Genomic DNA, 24793 nt, shown 5'->3' on the forward strand with positions numbered 1-24793 from the left:
AGGATCAGAAATCGACCGGATTCGGCTTCAGCTTTTTCTGCGCATAGAGGTCCGGCAGCGTGCTGTCGGCATTTTCCCACACCAGCAGCATCGCGCGCTTCGGCGAGAATCCCTGGTGGCGGATGTCAGCCGGCATCGCGGCGACGTCGCCCGGCTTCATGACGGCGCGGGCGCGCGGCGCACCGGTCTCGCGATCCTGGATGTCCCAGTGAATCTCGTCGCTCAACTGCACGAACCATTCGACGCGATCGTTGCCGTGGATAATCGGCAGCATGAATTCTTCGGTGGTCGGGCAGAGCAGACTGTCCTTCACCGCCGCCGTAACCGACGGATTCCACGTCACGTCCGAGCGCGACAGATATCCAAAAAAGTTGAAAGCGTGCACTTCGTTCTCGAAGCCCGGCTCGGCGTGAATTTCGGGCTCGCTTTGATCGACATCCCGGAACTGGCGATTGACTGGACAACCGTTGTCATCACTGCGGAGCGGGGTATCGTCCTTGAGACCGACCATGCGCTTTGCGACGACGCGCTGGCGTCGCACGGCCTTCATATTGTCGCCATTTTTGGCGCCGAATGGAGTGCCGGTTTCTTCAGGCGCCGCGAATGGATCGAAGCGGGCGTTGGTCCAGTCCTCGAGCATCGCCTGGAACAGCGCGCGCGTATGATCGCCCTTGAAAGTCTCGACGTGATGCTTGTTCTGTGCGCGATAGCCGGCGTTGTACAGACCCGCGTACACGTCGACGGTGCCGTAATGATTGGTGGTGCCGAAGACCTCGTCGAAGTTGACCGTGCCATAGAAAAAATTCCACGCGACATCGCGCATCAGCGCGCGCAGGAATTTATCGACCGGGACGATGTGGCCGCCGCCGGGCCAGTTGATTTGCGCGAAATATTCATCGCGCTCGAAGCGAAATCCGCCGAGCGAAAACGACTGGTAGCCGTACTGATTGGTTTTGCTTTGCACATTCGTCGTTTCAGCCATGTTGGAAATCTCCGCGGCCAGCCGGCCTCGATTCAAATGTCTCAGCGGCAATTATTTTTGGCAGATGTCGTTCCATCGCTCGACGGTGAGATCGCCCTGAATTGTTTGCAGCAGGATCACGCCGGGCTTCGCGGCGTGAAATTGGTAGGCGGCGCCCTTGGGCAACAGCGCCATATGCCCTCGACGCGCGACGATATGTCCCATCCTGCGGCCCTTGGGATTGCCTTCGAGCATCGTGGTGCCTTCGTGATCGTCGGCGACAAGCTGGGTCTCGAGTTTGACGAGACGAATCTCGACTTCGCCGTCCATCACTATCGCGGCTTCATCATGCGATGCGGCGTACCACGGCGAAGTGCCTTCGGCGCGAATCGCTTCCAGCACGTATTTCAGATTTTTCCCGACCGCGATTTTCTCGTACGGCTCGGCCTTGGCCGCGACTTCATAAACATTGGAGAAGACGTAATTCTTCGGATCGTCGTTGATTACCTGGATGCCGCCCTTCTCGAAATGCTCCAGCGATCCGAATCGCGTCTGATGCTGCGTCATCGAAACCTCCGTTCGAGTGCGATGAAACTATAGTTCCTTTAATACTGCGCGCACGCGGGCGAACGCATCGCGTAGCGCCGCATTAATGATGGCCGGCGGCGCGGACCACGGTCTTACCCCACTTCGGAATTTGCGGCGCGCGCTTACGAGCCATCGCCTTGTTGACGATGCGATCGCGGAGCGCGGCCCTTTCACTGGCGCGCTTCTGATCGCGCTCCTTAACTTCGGGCAGCACTGTTTTGCCGAAAAGTTCGATCGACGATGCAAGCATCTCGCTCGGGATGTTGCCGGCCTGCGAGAGAAAGATCACCTGGTCAACGCCGGACTCTTCGAAACTTAAGAGCGACGCGCGCACGTCGTCAGGCGTGCCGACGCAGCTCTGCGAGCGTCCCGCGTTCGCCAGCGGATCGTCCACCGTCACTTTCGCCGGCTGATTTTTGTAGTCGTTCCAGAGGTTGGTTTTGCCCGGCTCGTGATTGCCGAAAAACGCGTAATGCCCGAGCCCGTACATGAAGAAGCCGTGGTGCTCGGCGGACATTTCGCGCACGCGTCCGCCGTCGCGATCGCAGAGGAACGGGCACGTGATCGCGATCGCAGGATTTACGTCGTAGCCGATCGGATCGCATTCGTTTTCGATGGTCTGGTAGTAGTCGCGAACCCATTGGCGCGACTCCTCGGGCGAAACGAATGCGAACGTCAGCGCGCCCAATCCGAGCTTCGCCGCGAGCAGGATCGTTTCGCGGCGCGAGCACGCGAGCCAGAGCGGCGGATGAGGCCGTTGCAGCGGCTTCGGCACGATGTTGCGGACCGGCGCGGTCAGATATTTTCCCTCGAAGCCCGCGAACGGCTCCTCGACCATCATGCGCGTGACGCAGGTGAGGCCCTCGAGCCACATCGCGCGTTTCTCGCTCTGCGGGATGCGGAATCCGTCCAGCTCGACTTCCGCGGCGCCCTCGCCCGTGCCGAAATCGAGCCGCCCGTCGCTGACGAGATCGAGCGTGGCGATCCGTTCGGCGACGCGCGCCGGATGATTGATCAGCGGCGCCATCTGCACGATGCCGTGGCCGATGCGGATATTTTTGGTGCGCTGGCTCACCGCCGCGAGAAAAATTTCGGGCGCCGACGAATGCGCATACTCTTCGAGAAAATGATGCTCGGTGGCCCACACGTAGTCGTAGCCGAGCCGGTCGGCGAGTTCGATATGATCGAGCGCGTCTTTGAACAGTCGATGCTCCGAATCGCGGGTCCAGGGACGTGGCAGTTGATGCTCGTAAAATCCGCCAATCTTCATCGTGGGCTCCTCGCTCTTACGGGCCGGCTCCGTTTATAGATCGTTATCACTGGTCGAAGCCCTGCGTCTTGCGCACGTTGTCGTTTAGCTCCAGCCATGGCACCCGATCTGGCCAGAAGGCATGGCGCAGGGTTTCTGCCGGATGACCGGTGTCCGCGGTCGGCTCGATAGAGGCGCGGCTGACCGCGATCAGGTCCGGCATTGCATCGAGATTGATCGTGAGCGGCGAGCCGCAATTCTTGCATCGATTGCGATGTACCTTGTCCGAGCTGCTGAAGCTCTGAAGATCGCCGCCCTTGGTCCAACGAAACCCGGCTTTTGGAAAGATCGACAGGGTCACGAAGGCAGCGCCCTGGAGCCGCCGGCACACCGAGCAATGGCAATGATGGGTATCGACCGCCGGTTGGGCGATGGCGAACTGGTTTGCGCCGCAGAAGCATGAACCTTTGATTTCATCAAATTTAGGCATCGACGTTATCCTCACAGAGTCTCAAAAGATTTCCTTCCTAATAATCATCACGTCATCGGGTGATTGCCGAAAAATTCCGCGAGGCCTTCAGCGACCGCGGTTGGATTCTCCATCTGGAGCATATGACCAGCGCCGGGGATGTCGATCGGTTCCGACTGCACGATCGTCGCGAGCACTTTGTCGTGAATCTGCGTGAAGATAGGCGCAGTGTGGCGACCGACCATCGCGAGCACCGGTATCTTGATCATGCGGAGGTTCTCGGCCGACATGGTTTGCGCATACTCCATCAGCGCCGGCAGCTCGATCTGAAAGAAGGTGTCAGCATCGGCGACCGCCCTTTGGTATGCGCCCGGCAAAGCGAAATCCATCTTGGCGCGATAATCCGCGCCGCCAACGCCCGCCATGAAATTGTCGATCGCGCCGGCCTTGTCACCCGCGTGATAGAGCTGCATCGCAGATGCCAGTCCGGCCTGCATTTCCGGCCCTTGCGGGACCATCCAGATCAATGCGGGCTCCAGCAACGACAAAGTATGCACGACTGACGCATCCTCGAAGAAAAGTTGCGTCGCCGTGACGCCGCCATATGAATGTCCGACGACGTGCGCCCGGGCGAGGCCGAGATGGCGAATCAAGCCAAGGCAATCGCGCGCCTGATCCTGGATGCGCACCGGCGGCGGCGTATGCGAACTGCCGTCGAAGCCGCGGCGGCGATAGCGGATGAGCTGATACTCGGCGAGCGCCCGTTCGGGCATCATCGGCAGATAGGCGTCCGAGACGATGCTGCCGTGGATCAATACGACGGCTTCGCCGCGCCCCTGCGATTCGAATTCGAGCTTGATGCCGTTGACGTTCGCAGTATTCATTCGATCTCCTGTGGTTCAGCTCGCATCGCCTGCCGGAGCGGGATTCATGATCATCCAACTGACCGATATTGGCAAATCAGCGGTGAGGGGTTGCCTTCCGGATTCGATCGATCCTGCTCTCCTCCAAGCTGACGCCGTTCACGCCGGTATGGCGCCGCTCCGCGCCGGTAATACGCCATTGCCGGATATTCGCGCGGTCGAGGCGTTAGCGCAGTAGTAGAATGTCGCACACGCGGGTTGCGTCACGGGGTGCAAGCGACAATGCAAAAGCATCGGCGTCGGTCACGTTACATATCCAGCTTACTTGTTTGTGTGGTCGCCACCACCTTCTGCGCGTGCGCGGCACTGCTAGCCGGCCGCGAGGCGCAGGAAAAAAAACACGAGATGATGGTCAAGCGGATGGACACCGCCCACATCTTCATAACTCCGGGCGATATCCCGGCCGGCAAACCCTACAAGGTGCTGGGGGAATTAAGATACAGCGAGCCCTTTTCCCTCGACGTGATCGATTCGGCCAAGATCGAAGTGAGGCTGAAGGCTATGGCGCTGGAGAAATATCACGGCGACGCCGACGCGGTGATCAAGGCCAACGTCGACGTTGACGCTTCCGGTGAGACGGTAACAGTCACCGGCGTAGCCATCCAGTTCGAGTCGTCGGCAGATCGCGAGATGATGCATAAGATGTGGGAAGGAATGATCGTGTCGCCGAAGTGAGGACGCGATCCGCGTTTGTCTTTGGCCGCGTCGTGTCGCAGAATTAACCGATCGTTCAGGAACGAAATTGAACCACGAATCGAGACAGGCGATGCGAAACGATATCGATCGGATTGTTGCGGAAGTCGAACAGAACGGCATAGCCGTCGTGGCAAATTTCATCCCGGCGGATCTATTGCGGCGTATCCACGGTGAAGTGGATCGCCTGAACCGGCTCGAGCGGCAGCACGGCGTCGCGTTCCTCGAATCGGAAGGCGCCAACCAGCGCGTGTTCAACCTCGTCAATAAGGGCGAAGTCTTCGAGGAGATCGTACAGCATCCAGACGTGATGGCGGTGATGGGGAAACTGCTCGGCGGCGATTTCATCCTGTCGGGATTTTCGTCGAACACGACCGGGCCGGGCGGCGAGGAGATGATGCTGCATTCCGATTCGGGCTACGTGCCGCCGCCGCATCCCGAGTACCTGCTGTCGGCCAACGCAGTCTGGATGATCGACGATTTCACCGAAGAGAACGGCGGCACCCGGTACGTGCCCGGATCGCACAAGCTGCGGACGAATCCAGATCCGCGCGAGAATTACGAAACGGTGCCGCTGATCGGCAAAGCCGGCTCGATCGCGATCCTGCACGGATACACGTGGCATAAGACCGGGAACAATGTGTCGCGCGATAGCAGGCGGCGCGCGCTGTTCGCCTACTATGTGCGGCCGTTCCTGCGCGTGCAGGAGAATCATATCGTCTCGGTGCGCGAGGAGGTTTGGCATCGCGCGACGCCAACGCTGCGGCATCTGCTCGGCGGCGATCTGTGGGTGAACTCGATCGGTTTCTTCGATGGACCGCCGAAGGCGTACCGCGAAGCTGCGTTCCCGCGGCGATCGGGTCTAGGCACTCCGCCGAAACAGGAATCGCAAGGCAAGTAGCTTGACTTAGGCTACTTACCAAGTCTGTGTGAACAATCGTTCAAAAGGATAGCTATACCTATGAAGCTCGGACTGTTGTACGAAATCCAAATTCCGAAACCGTGGACGCCGGGGATCGAAGCGCGGGCCTACGGCGAAGTGCTCGATCAGGTTGTGCTCGCCGACAAGCTCGGATGGGGCTACGTGTGGGCCGTCGAGCATCATCTGCTGCCGCAATGGTCGCATTGCCCGGCGCCCGAGGTGCTATTCGGCGCGATCACGCAACTCACTTCGCAGATTCGGATCGGGCACGGAATCGCGTTGCTGCCGCGCAACTTCAATCACGCTATAAGAGTGGCGGAGCGAGCGGCCGTGCTCGACATCCTAAGCGGCGGGCGAGTCGAGCTCGGCACCGGCCGCGCGGTCACGCTGCAGGAACTCGACGGCTTCGAAGTCAATCCCGACGACACGCAAGCGATGTGGGCCGAGGCGATCGAGATCCTGGTGCGAGCGTGGCGCGATGAGCCGGTCGAGTACTCAGGCAAGTTCTACAACATCCCGCCGAGTTATGTAGTGCCGAAGCCGGTGCAGAAGCCGCATCCGCCGCTATGGCTCGCGGGCACCAATCCCGACACCTTCACGCTAGCGGGCCGCAAGGGTCTCGGGATGCTGGGCTTCGTAACCGGCACTCCAGAGCAGCTAGCGCCGCGGATCGCCGCTTATAAGGAAGCAGTAAAGAATGCCGAGCCGGTCGGCGCATTCGTCAACGATCAGTCCGCAGTTCTTATCCAGACTTACTGCGCCGAGAGTCACGATCAGGCAGTTCGCGACGTAACACAGCCACTCGAAATCGTCGCGCAGTTGGCCGCCGAGCTATTCCTGCCGTGGGCCGAGAAAGGCCGCGAGCGAAAAGCTGAGACCTATAAGTACCTGGCCGAGCAGCAACAGGCAGCTATTCGCGCGGGCGCTAACACGTCCGACGTCGAGCAAAGGACTCGCGATGGAGTTATAGCTGTCGGCACGCCCGACGAACTGGTGAAGCTATTTCGCACGTATCGCGACATGGGCGTCGATCAGATGCTGACGTGGGTGCAATTCGGCGGGCTGGAGCATCGCAAGATCATGCAGAGCATGGAGCTGATCGGAAAGTACGTGATTCCGGAACTGAATCGCTGATGCACTTTGGGTGGGCGTCGCTCATTTTGAGCAAGGTACCAGATGAGCATCTACCGTCAGAAAGCCTGGAAGAATTTCCTAACCGCGCGACGGTAGCTTCACAATACCGTTCGCGAGCACTGACAGTTCGCCATCCTGATTGATTGCCTTCTGACTGATCTCGGCGTAGTGCTCGCCTCCGTCGTCAAAAGTGCGAACCACTTCGCCGCTGATGTAGAGCGTATCGCCAACCGGATTGTGCCGCCGTATCTTTACTTCAAGATGACGCAGAAACCCGCTGTCGCCCATCCAGTTGGTAAGATGGTGCGACATCCACGAGCATCTTTCAGGACCGTAGTCATAGGCAGCCGGAGTACCGACCAGCGTCGCGAGATCGTCCTCCCAATGGACGCGCTCGGGCACGTCTGGTATTCCGAATTTGTTTGGAATGCCTAGCCCCGGATGCTTCTTCAATTGCTTCCAAGCCAGCTTATTCGCTCGAATGTACAATCCACCCCAGCCTTGCGCGAAAGCAATGAAGCCGGTGACGGTCATAGGTCCTTTGACGATGGTCTGCAACTTATCGCCGACCTTCACATCTTCGATGAAGCGCGGAATCGATCCCCGAATCTCCTCTGACTCGTAGTAGGAAAAAATCTTTGCGAGATCCTCGCGCTCGTAACGCACTGGAGCCTTCTTCTTTACCTCTTCGTACTTGGTGCCACGTTCTCGCGCCGTGTCGCGCTCCGTTCGAAAGCACCAGCTATCGCCTGCCGCGACTAGCTCGCTCTTCTGATTGTAAAATTCACAGCGATAGATCTGCTGGATCGACCGTCCAGCGAAACGGGTCTGATGCTCTACGAGGTCCTTGAGCCACACCTTCGTGGTGAACTGATCTCCCAGCATCATGGGCTGGTGCCACGTAACGTCGATGCCGGCAAACATCGCGTGCACGCCGGCCATTCCTCCGACGTAGCCGCTGAATGATCGGTTCAAGGCAAAGATGAACGACGGCGGCGCCAATATACGGCCATAGGAAGTATCGGCGGCGTACTGCGGATCACTCCACAAAGGATTGTCGTCGCCGATACCGTGCGCCCAATGCCGAACATTGTCGCGGCTCGCTTCATAGCACCACGGCTCGAGCGAGTCCTCGATCGGGACGCCGATCAGCTTCCGCAGATCGACAAGGCTCTTCTCTCCGATTAGCGAGAAGCGTTGCTGCGTACCAGGCATCGATGCTCGACCTCCAATCTCAGGCTATAAGTGCGGCTAGCTATCTTCGGTATCTAACCATAGGTGTCGGCGGACAATAGCTGCCCCCTAGATGCGCTCGATGATCGTCGAGATTCCCATGCCGCCGCCGATACACATCGTGATCAGCGCGGTGGTCTTGTTGATTCGCTCGAGTTCGTCGAGCGCCGTCCCGAGCAGCATCGCACCAGTCGCACCCAGCGGATGCCCCAACGCGATCGCGCCGCCATTGACGTTCACCTTGTCGTGCGGGATGCCGAGGTCCTTCATCACTTTGAGCGGCACCGCGGCGAACGCCTCGTTGATTTCGAACAGGTCGATATCATTCACCGTCATGCCGGCCTTCTTGAGGCATCGCTTGCTCGCGGGCACCGGCGCGGTGAGCATGATAACGGGATCGTCGCCGTAGGTGGCAGTCGCGATGATCCGCGCGCGCGGCTTCCATCCGCGGCTCTTCGCGTAGTCGGGCGCCGCCAGCAGCACCACGCTCGCGCCATCGACGATACCGCTCGAGTTGCCCGCAGTATGCACGTGATTCACGAACTCGATTTGCGGGTAGCGATTCTTGGCCTTCTCATCGAAGGTCAGCGGTCCGTCCTTCATTCTATAGGCGCCCATCCCGAGGAACGACGGCTCGAGCTTGCCGAGGCCTTCGAGCGTGGTCTCGGGACGCGGGTATTCGTCCTCGGCGAGCACGATCTTGCCGTCGAGGTCCTTGACTGGCTCCATGCTCTTTTTGAAGTAGCCGTTTTTGACCGCGTGATTGCATCGGCGCTGCGATTCAAGCGCAAATCGATCGCAATCCGCGCGCGAGAATCCTTCGAGCGTCGCGATCAGATCGGCGGAAACTCCCTGCGGCACCAGCGCGTGAAGCTCGCGCAGATGGCGATTGTGGCCGTCGAGGCCGGATTTGTCCGAGCCGAGCGGCACCCGCGACATGCTCTCGACGCCGCCGCCGACGACGAGATCCTGCTGGCCCGACATCACGCCCATCGCGGCGAAGTTCACCGCCTGCAATCCCGAGCCGCAGAAGCGATTGAGCGAGACGCCGGTCGCCTCGGACGGCCATCCCGCGGCCAGCACCGCCATCCGCGCGATACAACCGCCCTGGTCCTCGATCTCGCTGACGGTGCCGACCACGACGTCCTCGACGTCGCGCGGGTCGAGGCCGTCGCGCCTGATCAAGGCGTTGAGCGTTTGTGCGAACAGTTCCTGCGGATGGATGTTGTAGAGCGCGCCGGTTTCTTTCTTGCCTTTGCCGCGCGGCGTGCGAACGTGGTCGATTACCCATGCTTCCGACATGTGAGTTCCTGCCTTTTATCGACGATCGGGATTTGCTCTCGGCGATCGGAAATTTGGCGTCAGCTTGGCACAATCGAGCCGCGGTTGTCACCGCCCCGCTCGATGCCGCATTCTGCTCTGCCATATCGAACGAAACCGCCCATCCCGGTACTGAGTGCGTATTGAGTGCGCTCACTTTTAGACGTTAAATACCTGTGGCTGTGTTGACGAATGGCTGTACAACAGCACATACTGAGTGAAACGAAGCGGATGAGACCCTGAATGCACGTAGAAGGATTCGATTGGGATGAGGGTAATCGGATCAAATGCGAGGAGCATGGCGTTTCGACGGTGACGATCGAGTCTCTTTTTGCGGGGGAGATCGCAGTTCTACCTGACCCGCTGCATTCGAAATTCGAGGAACGGTTCAAAGCTATCGGCAAAACGGACAAAGGGCGTGAAATTTTTGTTGTGTTCACCTTGCGACGGCGTCGGGGCAGGACACTAATTCGGCCGATCAGCGCGCGATACATGCGCAGTAAGGAAATGGAGCACTATGAGAAAGAAACTGCCACGCTTGCGGAGCGATAAAGAAGCCGAGGAGTTCGTCGAAAAGGCCGACTTGACCGAATTCGACTTGTCGGAGATGCGACCGATCCGCTTTGAGTTTCAACCCAAGAGCGAGCGAGTCAACATGCGCCTGCCCCGGCAACTGCTCGATGCAGTGCGGGCCTCTGCGGCTAAGGCGGGAGTCCCCTACCAGCGCTTTATCCGCCAAGCCCTTGAGCTTGCGGTCAGACGTCGCGAGACGCGCTGATTACTTGTCGGAACAGATACGGCGCATTCGGTCAGCCGGAGGGAGCGCGGCGCGGAATGCTCGCGCGTCGCGATTGAGCTTGGTCGATGCCGCGCGAGAGCGTAAAGTTTCTGGCTTGGGCGCCCCCTTAGCTCAGATGGATAGAGCACAGGATTCCTAATCCTGGGGCCGTGGGTTCGAATCCCGCAGGGGGCACCAAAGTACCTTAGCGATTGGGATAGATACGAACAGATTTTGGAGCGCGATCGCGAGCGCATCAGGAAGATGAAGCGGGGGCGGCGATTATCGCCGCCCCCGCTCTGTATTCACTGACTCGCGCGACTAACGATAGTCGCGCTGATTGCTCGCAGTCGCGAGCGATCAGGCGTGGCCGTGGCGCAGCAGCTTGCCCGGCGTCGCCTCCGTGCACTTGTCGTAGGCGAACGTCTCGACGCCGTTTACGATGATCGAGCGATAGCCCTTCGCGCGCTGCACGCGGCGCCATTCGCCGCCCGGCAGATCATGCGTCACTTCGCCTATCCATTCGGGCTCGACGCCCAGGTTCTTCAGGTCGTACACGACGACGTCGGCCCACGCGCCTTCGCGCAGGATGCCCCGATCTTTGAATCCCGCCGCATGGGCCGGCAGCGCCGACAGCCGGTAGTGCGCCTCTTCGAGCGTTACTCGCTTCTCGTCGCGCACCATCCAGCGCAGGAAGTCAGTCGTGAACGAGCCGCCGGTGAAAAACTTCGTATGCGCGCCGCCGTCCGAAACGCCCGGGAAGGTGTACATCGAGTTGTTGATGATCTCGGCGTTGAACTCGGCGTTGAATTCCGGTTCAGGCTGCAGGAACTCGGCCTTGAGATCGGTCGCGAGCGACAGATCGATCATCACGTCCGCCAGATGCTTGCCTTCTTCCGACGCAATCTGCCCGAGCGACTTGCCGACGTACTTTTCGAGCTCCGGCTTGTTCTCGACCCATGACACGATCAGTTTCGCCGGCCGCCCGCCGATTCCCGCCGCGTTGGTGTCGATCGCATGCATCGCGCGGTCGCTCTTGACCGCGTTGCGCATTGCCGGGTCGTTCATCTTCGCGATTTTTTCTTCCTTGGTGCCGGTCGTCATGTCGCGCCACGCGCTCGACATGTCGTACAGGTTCCAATGCTCGAGCGTGAACGCAAAGCCGCTGCGCACGGTGCCGCCCTGGCCAAAGATCGGCAGTCCCTTGGCGCGCGCGTTATGCAGCCAGTTCAGGCTCTTCCGATGGATATCGGGATTGCGCGTGCTCGCGGTGATCGCCTGGAACAGAATCGGGCGATTCGCCTCGGCCGCGAGTTTCTCGACGAACGCGAGGTCATCCTTTATATGGCCGGTCGCCTGCGTGATTTCGATGAAGCCTTCGTCACGCTCGCGGAGCACGCGCGCGAGATTCAGGATGTCTTCATCGCACATCGTGTCGGTGACCATCGGCGAGCCGTCGAAATCCGCCTGCGCCGAATGCTTGCCGAGCCGCTGAATCGAAAAGCCGCAAAGTCCCGCGTCCATGCCTTCGTTCAGCAGGCGGCGCATCTCGGCGCGCTCCGCTTCGGTTGCGACCCGAGTCTTCGCCGCGTCGAGACCCATCACGTAGGTCATCAGCGAGGCGGTCGGCATGTACTGGATGCAATTCACGCCCTTGGGCGCGCGGTCGAGCGAATCAAGGTACTGCGGAATGGTTTCCCAATCCCACTGCATCCCGATTTTCATCGATTCGTAGGGAATCGCTTCGGTGCGCGTCATGGTGAGCATCGAGCGATCGCGAAAGTCCGGCTTCACAGGGGCAAAGCCGAAGCCGCAATTGCCGAGCACGACCGAGGTCACGCCGTGATAGCCGGAAATCGTGCACCAGGGATCCCACCTGATCTGCGCGTCGTAATGCGTGTGCAGATCGACGAATCCCGGCGCGACGATCAATCCGTCGGCGTCGATGACGTTTTTCGCGGTACCCGACGCACGCCCGCCGATCTGCGCAATCTTGCCATCCTTGATCCAGACGTCGCCGCGAAAACGCGGGACGCGCGTACCGTCGACGACGGTTCCGCCTTTGATTTGAATGTCGTATTCGGCCATTGTGAGTTCCCTCCTCGAGCGGTAAGGACTTTTCGCGATCAGTTTGCGATATGGCGACGCGATGGCGCCGCCTAATGTTCGGCTGCGACGATACTTATACAAAACGCGCCAAATGCCAACCCGATCGATGACTCCGCGCTTGACCATCGCCTTCGCGAGTGCGTTCGATGGGGCCTGAACCGACCAAAAAGTGCTCGGGCGTCTGACGCCAATGATATTTCGGCCAAAATAGGCTAGAGAGTTAGTTGTGATGGTGCGCGGGATGGCGCGCGTCATGAGAATTTGGAGTGAGCACTTGCGCGTGTGACGGGAGGGCTTAGATGAAACCTGCATCGACATCCAATGGCAATGGCAATCATCGGCTGAGTAATGAGGCGCTGCGTGGGTTGGTCGATGATAAAGCCGGCCGGCTCGATCCGCGCATCTACGAGGATCAAGCTATCTACGAGCTGGAACTCGAGCGCGTGTTCGATCGTTCATGGCTGTACCTTTGCCATGAAAGCCAGCTCAAGAAGCCGGGAGATTTTTTCGCGACTTACATGGCCGAGGATCCAGTGTTGGTGGTGCGGCAGAAAGACAATTCGATCCGCGCTTTTGTAAATCAATGCCGTCATCGCGGGATGCGTATCTGCCGCGCCGACGGCGGCAATGCGCGGGCCTTTACCTGCTCCTATCACGGCTGGAGCTATGACATAGCTGGTAAGCTGGTGTCGGTCCCGCATGAAGAAGATGGCTATCGCTGCGAACTGGATAAGAGCCAATGGAGTCCGCAGCAGGTGCCACGCATCGAGAGCTATCACGGCCTTGTCTTCGGCACCTGGAACGAGAGCGCACCTTCGTTCCGCGATTACCTGGGCGACATGCTGTGGTATATGGACGGCTACTTCGATCGAAGCGCGGGCGGCACCGAGGTCATCGGCGGGATGCATCGATGGGTGCTGAAGTGCAACTGGAAATTCGCCGCGGAGCAGTTCTGCTCGGACATGTATCATGCCGACTTCAGCCATCTGTCGGCGCTGATTGCACAACTGCCGGAGGGAATCGATCCGGCCTTGGGCCGCTTACCGATCATAGGCAAGCAATTCAGTTCGAGCGGCGGCCACGGCACCGGGTTCTTCACCGAGACCATGGGAACTGGCCAGAATATCAATGGGCCGATAGCGTCTGCATGGTTCGAAGGACCCGGCCGCGCGGAAGCAATCCAGCGTCTCGGCGAAACGCGAGGGTCAGAGATCTTTGGCGGACACATGACGGTGTTCCCGACCTTCTCATATTTGCCGGGAATCCAGACACTGCGCGTGTGGCATCCGCGAGGACCCGGTGAAATCGAGGTGTGGGCGTGGGCGCTGGTCGAACGCGACTCACCGCCCGAGGTCAAGGAGGCGGTTCGCCTGGGCGTGCTTCGCACCTTTAGCGCGGGCGGAATATTCGAACAGGACGACGGCGAGAATTGGCTCGAAATCCAGAAGGTGCTGCGCGGCTACAAGGCGCGCCAGTCAAAGCTGAACTTAGGGATGGGACTTGGCCACGCACGAACCGACGATCCCAAGTTCCCTGGAAAGATCAACAACGTCTATGGCGAAGAGGCGGCGCGCGGCTTCTATCGCCGCTGGGCTGAAATGATCTCGACGGGGGTAAGCGCGTGAGCGCCGGAGTAGCTACTCAGCCTAAGTCGCAAGCTGCCAGTGCGGAGAAGGTTACGCCGGAGTTGCAACAGGAGATCGAGCAGTTCCTGTATCATGAGTCACGCATTCTTGATGATAGGCGCTATGAAGAATGGTTCGAGCTACTAGCTAGCGACCTTCACTACTTCATGCCGACGCGCTACAACCGGCTGCGCCGCGAATCCGACAAGGAATTCTCCGCCGCCAACGAAGCCGCGTTTTTCGATGAGGATAGGGCGTCGATCGCGATGCGCATCCGCCGCCTCAACACCGGGATGGCGTGGGCGGAGGATCCACCGTCGCGCACGCGCCACATGGTGAGCAACGTGGTGATAAAGCCGCGCGGCAACGATGAGTACGAGGTCGATTGCTACTACCTGCTGTATCGATCGCGGCTGGAGCGCGAGGTCGAGACCTTCGTCGGGATGCGCCACGACGTGCTCCGCCGCGCCAACAACTCCGCGGGATTTGAGCTCGCGCGCCGCACGATCATCCTCGATCAAACGATCCTGCTGGCGCGCAATCTGAGCTTCTTCTTTTAGCTGCACGACGTAAGCGGAGTAGCGAACTATGGGATGGCTCGAAGGCAAAGTCGCGCTGGTGACGGGCGGCGCGTCGGGACTTGGACGCGCGATCGTCGAGCGCTTTCTCGAGGAGGGCGCGCGCGTCGCGATTCTCGACAAATCGCGCGAGCGGAGCGAGGAATTGGTGGCGCGGCTCGGCAAGGATGCGGCCGCGATCGTCGGCGACGTCACGATTCTCGCCGACAACGATCGCGCGGTCGCGGAGACCGTCAAGCGATTCGGGCGTCTCGATTGTTTCGTCGGCAACGCCGGCATCTGGGATTTTTCGATCTCGCTCGCGGACCTGCCCGAGGACCGAATCGGGGCGGCGTTCGATGAACTATTCGGCGTGAACGTGAAGGGCTATCTGCTCGGCGCCAAGGCCAGCTATCGCGAACTCGCGAAGTCGCGCGGCTCGATCATCTATACGGTGTCGAACGCCGGCTTTTATCCGTGCGGCGGCGGTCCTTTATATACCGCGTCGAAGCACGCCGTGGTCGGGCTGATTCGCCAACTCGCTTACGAACTCGCGCCCAAGATTCGCGTCAATGGCGTCGCACCCGGCGCAATCCCGACCGATCTGCGCGGTCCGCGCTCGCTCGAGATGGCTGAGCGATCGATCGCCGCGATGCCGCTCAAGGATTTCGTCGAGGCTGGATTGCCGCTCGGCAAATTGCCCGCGCCGCGCGACTACACCGGTTCGTACGTGCTGCTCGCGTCATCGGAAAATTCCTCGACCGCGACCGGCGGCGTGATCATTTGCGAAGGCGGGATGGGAATCCGCGGCTTCGGCGACGCGGCGGGCGGCCGCAATCTGTAACTGAAATCGATCGCTGATCGAAACAACTCGGGAGGTGGTTATGCCGCTCACACACGAAGCAACCAGCAAGTTCGTCCAGGCCGGGCCGCTCAAACTGCACTATCATGAGGCCGGACGCGGACCGGTGGTGATCATGATTCACGGCGGCGGACCGGGCGCCGGCGGATGGAGCAACTATCGGCGCAACGTCGACGCGTTCGCGGAGCACTTCCGCGTGATCCTGCCCGACCTGCCGGGCTTCGCGCAGAGCGACAAGCCGAAGATCGAGGGCGGCATCTTCGCATTTTTGTCGAAGGCGATCCGCGACTTGATGGACGCGCTCGATATCCCGCGCGCAAGTTTCGTCGGCAATTCGCTCGGCGGCGGCACCACGCTGCAGTTCGCGCTCGACAATCCCGATCGCGCGGAACGGCTGGTACTGATGGGCGCGGCCGGCGGCCTGCCAATCTTCACGCCGCAGCCGACCGAAGGAATCAAGCATCTGCTCAGCTACTACGAGCCGCCCGGACCTTCGCTCGAGAAGCTGCGCGCGTTTCTCAACGTGATGGTTTACGACGGCTCGCAGTTGACCGACGAACTGATCAAGGAACGATTCGCCGCGAGCACGCAGCCCGATCTGCTGGCCAATCCGATCCTGTCGCGGAGCCGGCCGGTGGCGATCGAACCGCTCTGGCAGAAGCTCGCGAGCGTCAAACACAAGACATTGATCATCTGGGGCCGCGACGATCGCACCGTCACGCTCGACGGCGCGTTTATCATGCTGAATCAGATGCAGGATGTGCGGCTGCACGTGTTCGGCAAATGCGGGCATTGGGCGCAGTGGGAAAAGGCGCCCGAGTTTAACCGGCTCGTGATCGATTTTCTGTCGGCGAAGGAGTGAATTGCGCAAGAGTTTCAACAGACTGACTTGCAAAGGACTGACATGGACGATTCCAGGCTGAATCAAATCGCGGAGCGGCTCCGCGTCGCCGAGCGCGAACGCAAAGCGATCGATCCGCCCGCGGCGCAAACCGGAATGTCGGCGGCCGACGCATATCGAATCCAGATGATCAACGTCGCGCGGCGCGTCGCGTCGGGGCGGCGAATCGTGGGGCGCAAGGTCGGGCTTACGAGTATCGCGATGCAGAAAATGTTCGGCGTCAACGAGCCCGATTTTGGGCATCTGTTCGACGACATGATGCTCGCGAGCGGCGATGAATGCCGCGTCAGCGCGCTGATGCTCCCGCGAATCGAGCCTGAGATCGCGTTTGTGCTGTCGCGCGAACTGCGCGGACCAGGCATCACGCGCGAGGACGTGCTCGCGGCGACGGAATACGTGACGCCGGCGCTCGAGATAATCGACACGCGGCTCCGCGACTGGAAAATCACGCTTGCGGATACGATCGCCGACAACGCGTCGTCGGCGCGCGTCGTGCTGGGCGGTGAAAAATCGAAGCCGTCAAAATGCGATCTCGCCAGCGTCGCGATGAAGCTCGAAAAGAACGGCGCCGTCGTCGAAGAGGGCGTCGGCTCGGCCGTGCTGGGGCATCCCGCGCAACCGGTCGCGTGGCTCGCCAACAAACTCGCCGAATTCGGACAAACGCTCGCAGCCGGCAGCGTCGTGATACCGGGCGCATTATGCCGCGCAGTTGAGGTCGCGGCGGGCGATTCGATCACCGCGCGCTATGACCATCTTGGCACGGTCAGCGTGAGATTCGTCTGATGAAATCCATCGAGACTGACACGAAGTCGAACCAGCCGCGGGTCCGATGCGCGATCGTCGGTACTGAAGTCCTGGAGGACATGATCATCGAATTTGCGCGCGAGCTTTCGAACCACCACCCCCCGCCCGCTGCACAAAGCCCCAGGTAACCCGCCCCGCCAATCCTCGCACTCGCTGGGCGATGTCCAAGTCGCCCGCGCCTTCGATCAATCCGCAGCACTTTCCGAAACCTCACGCAGGTTTCGGACTTCCTGTTGTGAAGGAGATGCGGCCTTCCGGCCTGTGAATAGTTACGAAAGAAGAATGGGACTTAAAAGCCGCGCGGACTTTCTCGTATCTGGCTAGGGGCCGATACAAACGATCATAGAGCCTGCCCGATTGCGACGTTACGGGGCAAAGCGGGCAAGGTGGTGGCGGCGGGGCTCCGGCGCGCTTGATTTTCCAGCGTCTTGTATAATGCAACAGCAGGAGCTAACTCCGCTCGGACACGTTCACTAGTCGCTGCTACGATCGCGCCTTGATGGCCAGCAGCTCCGGGCTCGATAACGCCCTGGCGCCAAGTAGTCGCGCGACCGGCAGAGCTCTTCCAGACGGGAGCTCTATTGTTTCGCCGTGAAACCCGCCCTCTCGCTGCTTGAAGTAGCGCAACACGACACCGCGACGATCCTCGAACACCAACCGAAACGGATTCGGTCCGAGTTGTACAACCCAGACGAGGTCCCCTTGGCGAGTCGCAATCTCAGGTCCACCTGCGGTGCCGGCGACGACTTGCATTCCGCTCTCGAGACCCGCAAAAAGCTGTATCCGTGCCTCAAGAGAATACTGGTTCCAATCGCACGCGACGGCATGCGCTGGAGCTTCGATATCCGCTGCGCGGACTATCGGGTCCGAGTTCGCATATACATAGCGGTTCAGCTCCTCGCCTTTGTAGATGAACCGCTTGATCGCATCAAACTCCGGCTCAAATCCAGTAAAATTCGGATAGAAATGCAGAAAAGCATGAAAGCCTATTTTCGCGATAGCCCTGAAGTAGGTCGGTGTGAGCTGGAACGCTGAACGCGCGCGTATGACTTGCCCCGGTTCGCCGGTCCGAAATTCAGTGGGCCTTCTGCCGAATATCTCTGTACATAACGCGTGCATCAGTCGGAGATCCCCGTCGGAATCGCCGAAGAACCGCTCCACTTTGAATCCCAGCTCCTGCTTCTGTTTAAGCAGTTCCCTCACCTGCGGAGGAAATTTGCCAGTCTCTCCGCCAAGGCGGATGTGCTCGACTTCGCCTTGCGGTCCGATGATCACGAGCTGACGCTGTGGCTTAGCCTCGCTGTTGGACCCGACTTCCCACATGATGACGTGTTTTGCATCGGGGTCCTCGCCAAGCACTTGAACGGGCGGATGCTTGTTGGATCCTCGCGCGAAGATGTTGCGCTTTTCGTGCGATTCGCTGCCTAGGTCTCCGCCTGCGATCTCGCGAAAGAGCGCTTCGGGACCGCAATGCAGAAATACATCCTCTAGCTCTCGCCCGAATCGGTTGTTGCAAGCTTTGCAGACTTTCCCCTTGAGTTCCCGAAAACCGCGGAACCTTCCTAAGCCCCGCGAGAACCAGTGTTCTCCGCGGCGCTCGAACGGAGCGCTACCGTCGCAAAGGCCGTCCGGTCGAGTGTAAATGCAAAGCGCGATGTTTGACTTGCAGAAAATGCTATCTCGAACGCGCTGGGGCCGGCAACGCCGCGACTGAAGTGCTCGCTGCGGTGCTCGATCGAATCGGGCTGAATCCCGGCCTCGATGTGTTCAAGCTGATGGACGTGGCCGAGGAACTGGTGCCGCCGGTGATGCTTAAGCCGGCGACGATCGATCGCGCGGCGCTGACGCTTGGTTACTGCGGCGTCTATTCAAGCTTCCTCCGGCATGCCGAGCGCGCCGCCGAGCGGTTCGGTGTCGATGCGCGCGAAATCCTGGTCGAAGTTGGCCGGCGCAAAGCGGTTGGCGGCCAGGAGGACATGATCATCGAGGTCGCGCACGAACTCTCCCAACGCCGCTAGAATCACACTTTTCCTTGTCACCCTGAGCGCAGCGAAGAATCACGGATCCGGGATTCTTCGCCTGCGGCTCAGAATGACAGGGTGCGCCGCGATTCGCCGCACCTGGCGCGATGCTCGCGACCAGCTTCAGCTTTGAATTCCTGCACGCGGCAGCGAAGCCCAGGTCAGGACGGGGCCGCGCTAAAGCAGTCGGCACCCGAAGAACGTGATCATCGCCCCGATTCTCATAACGCTGCCCAATGCCTGTATCGAATCGGCTTAATATGCGACGAAAGCGCAGGGTAGCTTAAGATGTCAGTTGGATGCAGCCGAATCACAAAGTAGGCCGAGGCGTTTGACACTGCGGCGAAGCGCCGTCTATAAGCCGACAGCAGGGCTTTTACTGTCGAGCCCGCAGGAAACACGCATCGAGGCTGGAACGTCTTATAACGCGAATGAACGTACGGTCGCGTGCGACCGCTCACTCGCATTTTTACTGCTGGTTGTGGCATTTACACTTTCATCGTCACGCATACCGGCCTTCGAGCGTCTGCTCACCAGCAATATCGGACGAATCGCCGCAATCGCGATAGACCTGATCGGCTCCAGCGCTTCGGCACAAGCTTCAGATGCGACCGAGGCGATGCCGAATCGCTTCGAGCTTCGGCCCGGTGTGATGATCGACGCGGCGGCGGGAGCGGCTTATCTGATGAACCCGGGGGGCGGGATCGATGCGATCGATTTGTCGTCCGGCAAGTTGCTCTGGAGCACGACTGCGGCAGCCAAACCGATCGCGCTGTTCGACGATCGTCTGGCGGCACAGGCTGAAACCCACGGCGACGCGCGAGTGTTACCGATCGTGGTGCTCGATACGAAGAATGGCGGCAAGGTCGTGTTGACCGCATCGATACCGATGCCGGACGGCACATGGGCGTCGGTGGACGAAGGCCTCGGCACGTCCTTCCAGATAAGCGCGCGCGTTGAGCACGAACGTCTGCTCGTATCATGGAGCGCGTCGCAGCGCACGATCAGCGGGATCGCTAGTCCCGGTCCGCCGCCCGAGCGGAAAGACCGCGGCGACGCATCGATCGACCTCAAAACGGGCCACGTCGAGACGCTTACGGCCGAGCAAGGGGCGCGGATGCGCGCGGGCGAACGTCCGGCGAAGAATCCGCGGATGAGCGGGGCTGAACGTCTGCAATCGCCGCCCCGACTCGTTGGAAATTTCTTTATCGCGACGGAAGTATCGAGCTCCGGGGACCGCGCGACGCTTAAGCGATGGAGCGCCGACACGGGTGAGCCGCTGCCTGACGTCGAACTGGGTGCCGGATTTGTCACGGCGACTCCTGCTGCCGACGGCTTGCTGGTGGCGGCGGCCAAGGCTGTCGGCGCGGGGCCGATTGGACTGCAGGAATACCTCTGGTCGATTTATTCGCTCACCAGCGGAAAGCGGGTGGCGGAGATTCAGATGTTCCCGTCGTCGGCGCCGTTCTTTATCTGGCGCTCGAACCTAATCTACGTATCGCCTCAATACGCGCGACGCGTAAAAGGGACGTTGCTCCAGGAGCCGCTGGAGCTTAGAGCGCTGAACCTCAAACCGGGGACCGAAGTCTGGAAGAGAGAGCTGCGCGATACGGCGTACCGCGGACCATCGCCGCCATCACCCTAGAGGGGTGCGATCGCGAGTGGGGAGGGAGGAATCATGATCGACTTACGCCGCGTGCGTATATCCGCGCTCTGGCGACGGATCATGCGGAGCGGATACTTGTCGCGCCGCGTGATCGGATTGCTGGTCCCGACGATCGCGCTTGGGGCTCTGCTGTTCACCACCGGCGCTTCCACCAGTTCGACGCCCGTGGCGGAATCAGACGCGCCAATCGCGGCTCCCACCAGCGATGAGCAGGATTCATCGCAAAACGTTCTGGACGAGGCGGAGGCGGATCAGAGTGTCGGACCTCCCGCACTGCTGCCGCGTACTCCCGGTAGCTGGTCGGCCAAAGGCCCCGCGCCAATTCAGCAAGGGCAGGTGGTCGCCGCCCCTAACAACGAGGTCTCCGGCTGCGCCAAGGCAATCGCGGCTCATCCGAGCAATCCGGGTGTGATCTATGTCGGCGCAGTCAACGGTGGCGTCTGGAAGACTACTAACGGGACCGCAGCCAGCCCGACCTGGCTTCCCTTGACCGATACCGAGCGATCGCTTTCGATCAGTTCTCTGAAATTCGATCCGACTGACGGCGCCAGCAACACGCTGATCGCCGGAACCGGCAGATACAGCTCGCTTGCTTCCGTCGGAGGTCCTCGTAGCGGCTTGCTGCTCACCACTGACGGCGGCAGCAACTGGAGCCAACTAAACGGCGGCGGCACGCTTACCGGGAAGAATATTTCGGCGGTGGCAGCACGCGGCAAGATCCTGCTGGCGGCAGCCGACACGGCGGACGCCTTCACCTGCAACAATATCGGGATTTTCCGCAGCAAGGATACGGGAGCGACCTTCACGCGAATTTCCGGTGCGGCGAGCAGTGGCCTGCCGCTCGGCAGCGTGCTCGACCTGGCGGAGGAGCCGACCGGCGTCATCCCTCACGGCGTGGTGATGGTCTCGGACGGCTTTGGCCGAGTCCAGGAATGGGGCAACAACGGAACCTTCATCAAGACTCTGAATACGGGCGCTTCTCAAGACGCGGGCTCGACCTTCGACGCGGCTGGGAAGTTTTATGTCAGCCTTTTCAGCGGCCAATCGGTGGCTGCATATGATCCTAAGGGGACCTTTACCGGCTTCGTCGGGCCGGCCCCGGGACTATACAACCTGCCCGAGTCGATTGTGCAGGACAATGCCGGGAACTTCTATGTCGGCAACGCGGGATTCGGCTACACGGATCCAATGACCATGGTTCATACCAGTCAGTGCGTGCAAGGTGCGGCCAACGAAGACCCGACTCATTTTCCACCCTGTCCGCTGCTGAAATTCGATCCCACTTTCAGCACCCTGCTCAGTACTTTTTTTCCCGCCACGGAACCCGCACCCGCGATGCACCCGACGCAGAGCGGGCGCGGCACGGACTGGAACGATCTCGTTCCCGTCCCGTCGACCGTTCCTCTCACCCCTCAATGTGTCAATCGTTACACTTCCGAAGGTCTTTTGGTTAAGCAATTCAACGTCTGCACCGGCACTCAGCTGGCCGATTTCGCTTCGGGATTGCCCGGCAGCAACGCCTACGAGCTGCGTATCCTGCCTAATGGCGAAACATTCGTTGCCGACACCGAGGTGGTGGTGCGCCTCAATCCGGCGGGGAGCGTAATCCAGACGTACCTGTCCGGCGCCGGCGCCAGTGTCAGCAACCCGCTGTTCGCGGTTAACTTCGATCCGGATAGTACCTCGTTCTGGACCGGAGCTATTAATTCGGGCGACGTGTTAAAGCTGGACATCGCTAGCGGCAATGTCCTGACTAATTTTAATACCGGCAGCTTCGCGACCGGTATCACCGTAAAGAGCAGCCCGCTCTATGCGGCGTTAATCAATGGGCCTGCCTGCGGCGCCGGCACCAACGGCGTTTACAAGTCGGTCGATTCCGGCGCCACCTGGAATTTGGTCAGCAATGCCGCGATGAACGCGCTCTTTATCGACGGCACCACGGTCAACGCCAAAATTGCGCTTGGAACCGCGGGCAACGTCTATGTCGGTATCGAAAACCAAAAGGTCACCGCTCCCACCCACGGCGGCCGCCTGGTCGGACTGTTCCGCTCGGGCGACGGCGGAGTGACTTGGGCGGCGATGGATATTCCGACGACTGTCGAAGGTTGCGCGACGTTCGGCATCAACCCCGGCAATCAGGGGAACATCCATTTCTCACTTGTTGCCGACCCGAACAACGATAAAGTCGTCTATGTCGGCGGCGATCGGCAGCCCCGGCTGAACGAGGGTTGCGGTGTCGCCAGCTTTCCGAATTCAGAAGGAGCGAAGGATTTCACCGGACGATTGTTCCGCGTTGACGCGAGCCTGCCGTTGGGCAGCCAGGCCTCGTTCATTACCGATTCGAACACGACCGGCGGCACCGCGCCGCACGCCGATTCGCGTGGGATGGTGTTCGACGCGAGCGGCAACCTGGTCGAGGTGGATGACGGCGGGGTCTTTAAGCGGACCACCCCGCAGGGGAATGCCGGCGATTGGACCTCGATCAACGGCAACCTGCAAATCAACGAGTTGCACGATCTGGCCTACGATCGGAGATCGGGCGTCATCTTCGGCGGTACACAGGATACCGGGGCGGCTGGCGAAATCGCCACGGGGGGACTGCCGTGGCTCGAGTTCCTAAAGGGTGACGGCGGCAATGTCGCGGTGGATGTGACCACCGGCGCCCCGAACTCGATTCGCTACGCGGCCCGCAACGGGCTGGGCGGTTTCTCGGCCCGCACCTACAACGCGGCCAACGTGCTGCAGGGCACAATCTCGCCGGCGCTCACTACGGGAACGCCCTTTGTGGCCCAGTTCTACACACCGATGAAGATCAACGCGATCAATCCGCGCCGCCTGTTGTTTGGGTTCAGCAACGCGCTGTACGAATCGATCGATCAGGGCACCAACATCACGCCGCTGACGCCCGCCTTCACCACCAACGACAGTTTAGGGCATATCGCGCTGGTGTATGGCGGCAGTTCCGGCGGCACCGCTAACGGCAACGTGATCTACGCGGGCGCGGGCGCACAAATATTCCGCCGACTCGCAGCGGCGCCCACCGCGCTAACGCAACTCGCAGCGTATCCCGGCGCGTCGCCGGTCAACGGCATCACGGTCGATCCAACTAATGTCCTCGATGTGTACGCGATTGACCGGACGCATGTGTTCCATAGCCCAGACGCCGGAGCCAGTTGGACGGACATCACGGGCAACCTTGGGGCGTCCAGCCCGGGAGATTTCGATTCGATCGATTTCTTCACGAATTTGGGCGCTAAATCCATCGTAGTCGGAACCACCCATGGCGTGTTCGAGGCGCTCACCAGCAACCTGACGAGTTGGAGTCTGATGGGAACCGGCCTGCCAAATACGAGGGTTTATAGGCTGACCTTCGATCCGACGGCGGGAGTACTGGTCGCGGGTCTCCTCGGTCGCGGGGCTTGGCAGTTTACCGTCGCGACACCTACCGCGACGCCTACCCGGACTGCGACTAAAACTCCGACCAAGACTCCAACCAAGACTCCGACCAAGACCGCGACCAAAACGCCGACGAAGACGCCCACTACTACTCCTACGGCGACGGCCACTCCCAGCGCGACGGCGACCTCGACCGCGGTGCTCCCGAGTCCCACTCCGACCGCGGTCAAGACGGCGACGAAGACTGCGACAAAGACAGCTACGCGCACTGCGACCAGGACGGCCACGCGCACTGCGACCAGGACGGCCACGCGCACTGCGACCAGGACGGCGACGCGCACTGCGACCCGAACCGCAACCCGCACGGCAACTGCTGAGGCCACATCGACGAGGACCGCGACGCGCACTGCGACGCGAACTGCAACCAGAACGCCGACTAGAACCGCGACGCGCACCGCAACGCGGACCGCGACCCGGACTGCAACCAGAACGCCGACTAGAACGGCGACGCGCACTGCGACGAGAACGGCAACCAGAACGCCGACTAGAACCGCGACGCGCACTGCGACGAGAACGGCAACG

At 60.5% G+C, this 24793-nt stretch carries 22 protein-coding genes, 1 tRNA gene and 1 pseudogene; 15 read left to right on the forward strand and 9 right to left on the reverse strand.

Features of this window, described 5'->3' with window-relative positions:
- Positions 1 to 4: 4 nt before the first annotated feature.
- The 5 genes from Q7S58_RS20255 to Q7S58_RS20275 all read right to left on the reverse strand — a co-directional run bounded on the left by Q7S58_RS20255 (position 5) and on the right by Q7S58_RS20275 (position 4151).
- Positions 5 to 982 carry a hypothetical protein gene (locus Q7S58_RS20255; RefSeq protein WP_304830360.1) on the reverse strand — a complete coding sequence of 326 codons (978 nt, stop codon included), beginning with the start codon at positions 980 to 982 and terminating at the stop codon, positions 5 to 7.
- Positions 983 to 1033: 51 nt separating this feature from the next.
- Complete coding sequence (locus Q7S58_RS20260; protein WP_304830362.1) at positions 1034 to 1528, reverse strand: hypothetical protein; 495 nt, start codon at positions 1526 to 1528, stop codon at positions 1034 to 1036.
- An 82-nt stretch (positions 1529 to 1610) separates the two neighbouring features.
- Complete coding sequence (locus Q7S58_RS20265) at positions 1611 to 2819, reverse strand: LLM class flavin-dependent oxidoreductase (RefSeq protein ID WP_304830364.1); 1209 nt, start codon at positions 2817 to 2819, stop codon at positions 1611 to 1613.
- 46 nt (positions 2820 to 2865) lie between these two features.
- Complete coding sequence (locus Q7S58_RS20270; RefSeq protein WP_304830367.1) at positions 2866 to 3288, reverse strand: GFA family protein; 423 nt, start codon at positions 3286 to 3288, stop codon at positions 2866 to 2868.
- A gap of 47 nt (positions 3289 to 3335) precedes the next feature.
- Complete coding sequence (locus Q7S58_RS20275; protein ID WP_304830369.1) at positions 3336 to 4151, reverse strand: alpha/beta fold hydrolase; 816 nt, start codon at positions 4149 to 4151, stop codon at positions 3336 to 3338.
- A gap of 46 nt (positions 4152 to 4197) precedes the next feature.
- On the opposite strand from Q7S58_RS20275, the gene Q7S58_RS20280 reads away from it, so the two are divergent.
- The 4 genes from Q7S58_RS20280 (at position 4198) to Q7S58_RS20295 (ending at position 6939) form a co-directional block, all read left to right on the forward strand.
- A complete protein-coding gene (locus Q7S58_RS20280) occupies positions 4198 to 4368 on the forward strand; it encodes a hypothetical protein (protein ID WP_304830371.1) in 171 nt (56 codons plus the stop codon).
- 95 nt (positions 4369 to 4463) lie between these two features.
- On the forward strand, positions 4464 to 4865 hold the full coding sequence (locus Q7S58_RS20285; RefSeq protein ID WP_304830373.1) for a hypothetical protein: 402 nt from the start codon (positions 4464 to 4466) through the stop codon (positions 4863 to 4865).
- Positions 4866 to 4956: 91 nt separating this feature from the next.
- A complete protein-coding gene (locus tag Q7S58_RS20290) occupies positions 4957 to 5784 on the forward strand; it encodes a phytanoyl-CoA dioxygenase family protein (protein ID WP_304830375.1) in 828 nt (275 codons plus the stop codon).
- A 60-nt stretch (positions 5785 to 5844) separates the two neighbouring features.
- Positions 5845 to 6939 (forward strand): LLM class flavin-dependent oxidoreductase, encoded by a 1095-nt coding sequence (locus tag Q7S58_RS20295; protein ID WP_304830377.1) that lies wholly within the window; start codon positions 5845 to 5847, stop codon positions 6937 to 6939.
- 78 nt (positions 6940 to 7017) lie between these two features.
- Here the strand turns inward: Q7S58_RS20295 and Q7S58_RS20300 are convergent, their stop codons facing one another.
- Positions 7018 to 8154 (reverse strand): MaoC family dehydratase N-terminal domain-containing protein, encoded by a 1137-nt coding sequence (locus Q7S58_RS20300; protein WP_304830379.1) that lies wholly within the window; start codon positions 8152 to 8154, stop codon positions 7018 to 7020.
- Between the two features lie 87 nt (positions 8155 to 8241).
- Complete coding sequence (locus tag Q7S58_RS20305) at positions 8242 to 9474, reverse strand: acetyl-CoA C-acetyltransferase (RefSeq protein WP_304830381.1); 1233 nt, start codon at positions 9472 to 9474, stop codon at positions 8242 to 8244.
- A 261-nt stretch (positions 9475 to 9735) separates the two neighbouring features.
- Here Q7S58_RS20305 and Q7S58_RS22360 point away from each other — a divergent pair, with 261 nt between their 5' ends.
- From Q7S58_RS22360 to Q7S58_RS20315, 3 genes are all read left to right on the forward strand, one after another.
- Positions 9736 to 10044, forward strand: coding sequence for a BrnT family toxin (locus Q7S58_RS22360; protein WP_370655562.1), 309 nt, complete (start codon positions 9736 to 9738; stop codon positions 10042 to 10044).
- Positions 10010 to 10270 (forward strand): BrnA antitoxin family protein, encoded by a 261-nt coding sequence (locus Q7S58_RS20310; protein ID WP_304830383.1) that lies wholly within the window; start codon positions 10010 to 10012, stop codon positions 10268 to 10270. Before Q7S58_RS22360 ends, Q7S58_RS20310 begins: the two co-directional genes overlap by 35 nt.
- Positions 10271 to 10391: 121 nt before the next feature.
- Positions 10392 to 10468: transfer RNA gene (locus tag Q7S58_RS20315), tRNA-Arg, on the forward strand.
- Positions 10469 to 10630: 162 nt separating this feature from the next.
- On the opposite strand, the gene Q7S58_RS20320 is transcribed toward Q7S58_RS20315, so the two are convergent.
- Positions 10631 to 12358, reverse strand: coding sequence for an amidohydrolase family protein (locus Q7S58_RS20320; protein WP_304830385.1), 1728 nt, complete (start codon positions 12356 to 12358; stop codon positions 10631 to 10633).
- Between the two features lie 320 nt (positions 12359 to 12678).
- Between Q7S58_RS20320 and Q7S58_RS20325 the strand changes: the two genes are divergently transcribed.
- The 5 genes from Q7S58_RS20325 to Q7S58_RS20345 are packed head-to-tail and all read left to right on the forward strand — an operon-like array spanning position 12679 to position 17107.
- A complete protein-coding gene (locus tag Q7S58_RS20325; RefSeq protein WP_304830387.1) occupies positions 12679 to 14004 on the forward strand; it encodes an aromatic ring-hydroxylating dioxygenase subunit alpha in 1326 nt (441 codons plus the stop codon).
- Positions 14001 to 14564 (forward strand): 3-phenylpropionate/cinnamic acid dioxygenase subunit beta, encoded by a 564-nt coding sequence (locus Q7S58_RS20330; protein WP_304830389.1) that lies wholly within the window; start codon positions 14001 to 14003, stop codon positions 14562 to 14564. Before Q7S58_RS20325 ends, Q7S58_RS20330 begins: the two co-directional genes overlap by 4 nt.
- A gap of 28 nt (positions 14565 to 14592) precedes the next feature.
- On the forward strand, positions 14593 to 15405 hold the full coding sequence (gene hcaB / locus Q7S58_RS20335; RefSeq protein ID WP_304830391.1) for a 3-(cis-5,6-dihydroxycyclohexa-1,3-dien-1-yl)propanoate dehydrogenase: 813 nt from the start codon (positions 14593 to 14595) through the stop codon (positions 15403 to 15405).
- 40 nt (positions 15406 to 15445) lie between these two features.
- Complete coding sequence (locus Q7S58_RS20340; RefSeq protein ID WP_304830393.1) at positions 15446 to 16285, forward strand: alpha/beta fold hydrolase; 840 nt, start codon at positions 15446 to 15448, stop codon at positions 16283 to 16285.
- A gap of 42 nt (positions 16286 to 16327) precedes the next feature.
- Entirely contained in the window at positions 16328 to 17107 is a 780-nt protein-coding gene (locus Q7S58_RS20345; RefSeq protein WP_304830395.1) for a 2-keto-4-pentenoate hydratase, read from the forward strand.
- 504 nt (positions 17108 to 17611) lie between these two features.
- On the opposite strand, the gene Q7S58_RS20350 is transcribed toward Q7S58_RS20345, so the two are convergent.
- Positions 17612 to 18487, reverse strand: coding sequence for a hypothetical protein (locus Q7S58_RS20350; RefSeq protein WP_304830397.1), 876 nt, complete (start codon positions 18485 to 18487; stop codon positions 17612 to 17614).
- 329 nt (positions 18488 to 18816) lie between these two features.
- Here Q7S58_RS20350 and Q7S58_RS20355 point away from each other — a divergent pair.
- The 3 genes and pseudogenes from Q7S58_RS20355 to Q7S58_RS20365 form a co-directional block, all read left to right on the forward strand.
- Positions 18817 to 19146: pseudogene (locus Q7S58_RS20355) on the forward strand (4-hydroxy-2-oxovalerate aldolase); the annotation flags it as partial.
- Positions 19147 to 19630: 484 nt separating this feature from the next.
- Complete coding sequence (locus Q7S58_RS20360) at positions 19631 to 20794, forward strand: hypothetical protein (RefSeq protein WP_304830401.1); 1164 nt, start codon at positions 19631 to 19633, stop codon at positions 20792 to 20794.
- A 33-nt stretch (positions 20795 to 20827) separates the two neighbouring features.
- On the forward strand, positions 20828 to 24793 hold a 3966-nt coding region (locus Q7S58_RS20365; protein WP_304830403.1), incomplete at its 3' end, for a hypothetical protein.

This window comes from Candidatus Binatus sp. (assembly GCF_030646925.1).
Classification (GTDB): Bacteria; Desulfobacterota; Binatia; order Binatales; family Binataceae; genus Binatus.

Coding starts and splice junctions, on each gene's coding strand:
- Q7S58_RS20255 (WP_304830360.1), bottom strand. CDS start 982: ATGGCTGAAACGACGAATGTGCAAAGCAAAACCAATCAGTACGGCTAC.
- Q7S58_RS20260 (WP_304830362.1), bottom strand. CDS start 1,528: ATGACGCAGCATCAGACGCGATTCGGATCGCTGGAGCATTTCGAGAAG.
- Q7S58_RS20265 (WP_304830364.1), bottom strand. CDS start 2,819: ATGAAGATTGGCGGATTTTACGAGCATCAACTGCCACGTCCCTGGACC.
- Q7S58_RS20270 (WP_304830367.1), bottom strand. CDS start 3,288: ATGCCTAAATTTGATGAAATCAAAGGTTCATGCTTCTGCGGCGCAAAC.
- Q7S58_RS20275 (WP_304830369.1), bottom strand. CDS start 4,151: ATGAATACTGCGAACGTCAACGGCATCAAGCTCGAATTCGAATCGCAG.
- Q7S58_RS20280 (WP_304830371.1), top strand. CDS start 4,198: ATGATCATCCAACTGACCGATATTGGCAAATCAGCGGTGAGGGGTTGC.
- Q7S58_RS20290 (WP_304830375.1), top strand. CDS start 4,957: ATGCGAAACGATATCGATCGGATTGTTGCGGAAGTCGAACAGAACGGC.
- Q7S58_RS20295 (WP_304830377.1), top strand. CDS start 5,845: ATGAAGCTCGGACTGTTGTACGAAATCCAAATTCCGAAACCGTGGACG.
- Q7S58_RS20300 (WP_304830379.1), bottom strand. CDS start 8,154: ATGCCTGGTACGCAGCAACGCTTCTCGCTAATCGGAGAGAAGAGCCTT.
- Q7S58_RS20305 (WP_304830381.1), bottom strand. CDS start 9,474: ATGTCGGAAGCATGGGTAATCGACCACGTTCGCACGCCGCGCGGCAAA.
- Q7S58_RS22360 (WP_370655562.1), top strand. CDS start 9,736: ATGCACGTAGAAGGATTCGATTGGGATGAGGGTAATCGGATCAAATGC.
- Q7S58_RS20310 (WP_304830383.1), top strand. CDS start 10,010: ATGAGAAAGAAACTGCCACGCTTGCGGAGCGATAAAGAAGCCGAGGAG.
- Q7S58_RS20320 (WP_304830385.1), bottom strand. CDS start 12,358: ATGGCCGAATACGACATTCAAATCAAAGGCGGAACCGTCGTCGACGGT.
- Q7S58_RS20325 (WP_304830387.1), top strand. CDS start 12,679: ATGAAACCTGCATCGACATCCAATGGCAATGGCAATCATCGGCTGAGT.
- hcaB (WP_304830391.1), top strand. CDS start 14,593: ATGGGATGGCTCGAAGGCAAAGTCGCGCTGGTGACGGGCGGCGCGTCG.
- Q7S58_RS20340 (WP_304830393.1), top strand. CDS start 15,446: ATGCCGCTCACACACGAAGCAACCAGCAAGTTCGTCCAGGCCGGGCCG.
- Q7S58_RS20345 (WP_304830395.1), top strand. CDS start 16,328: ATGGACGATTCCAGGCTGAATCAAATCGCGGAGCGGCTCCGCGTCGCC.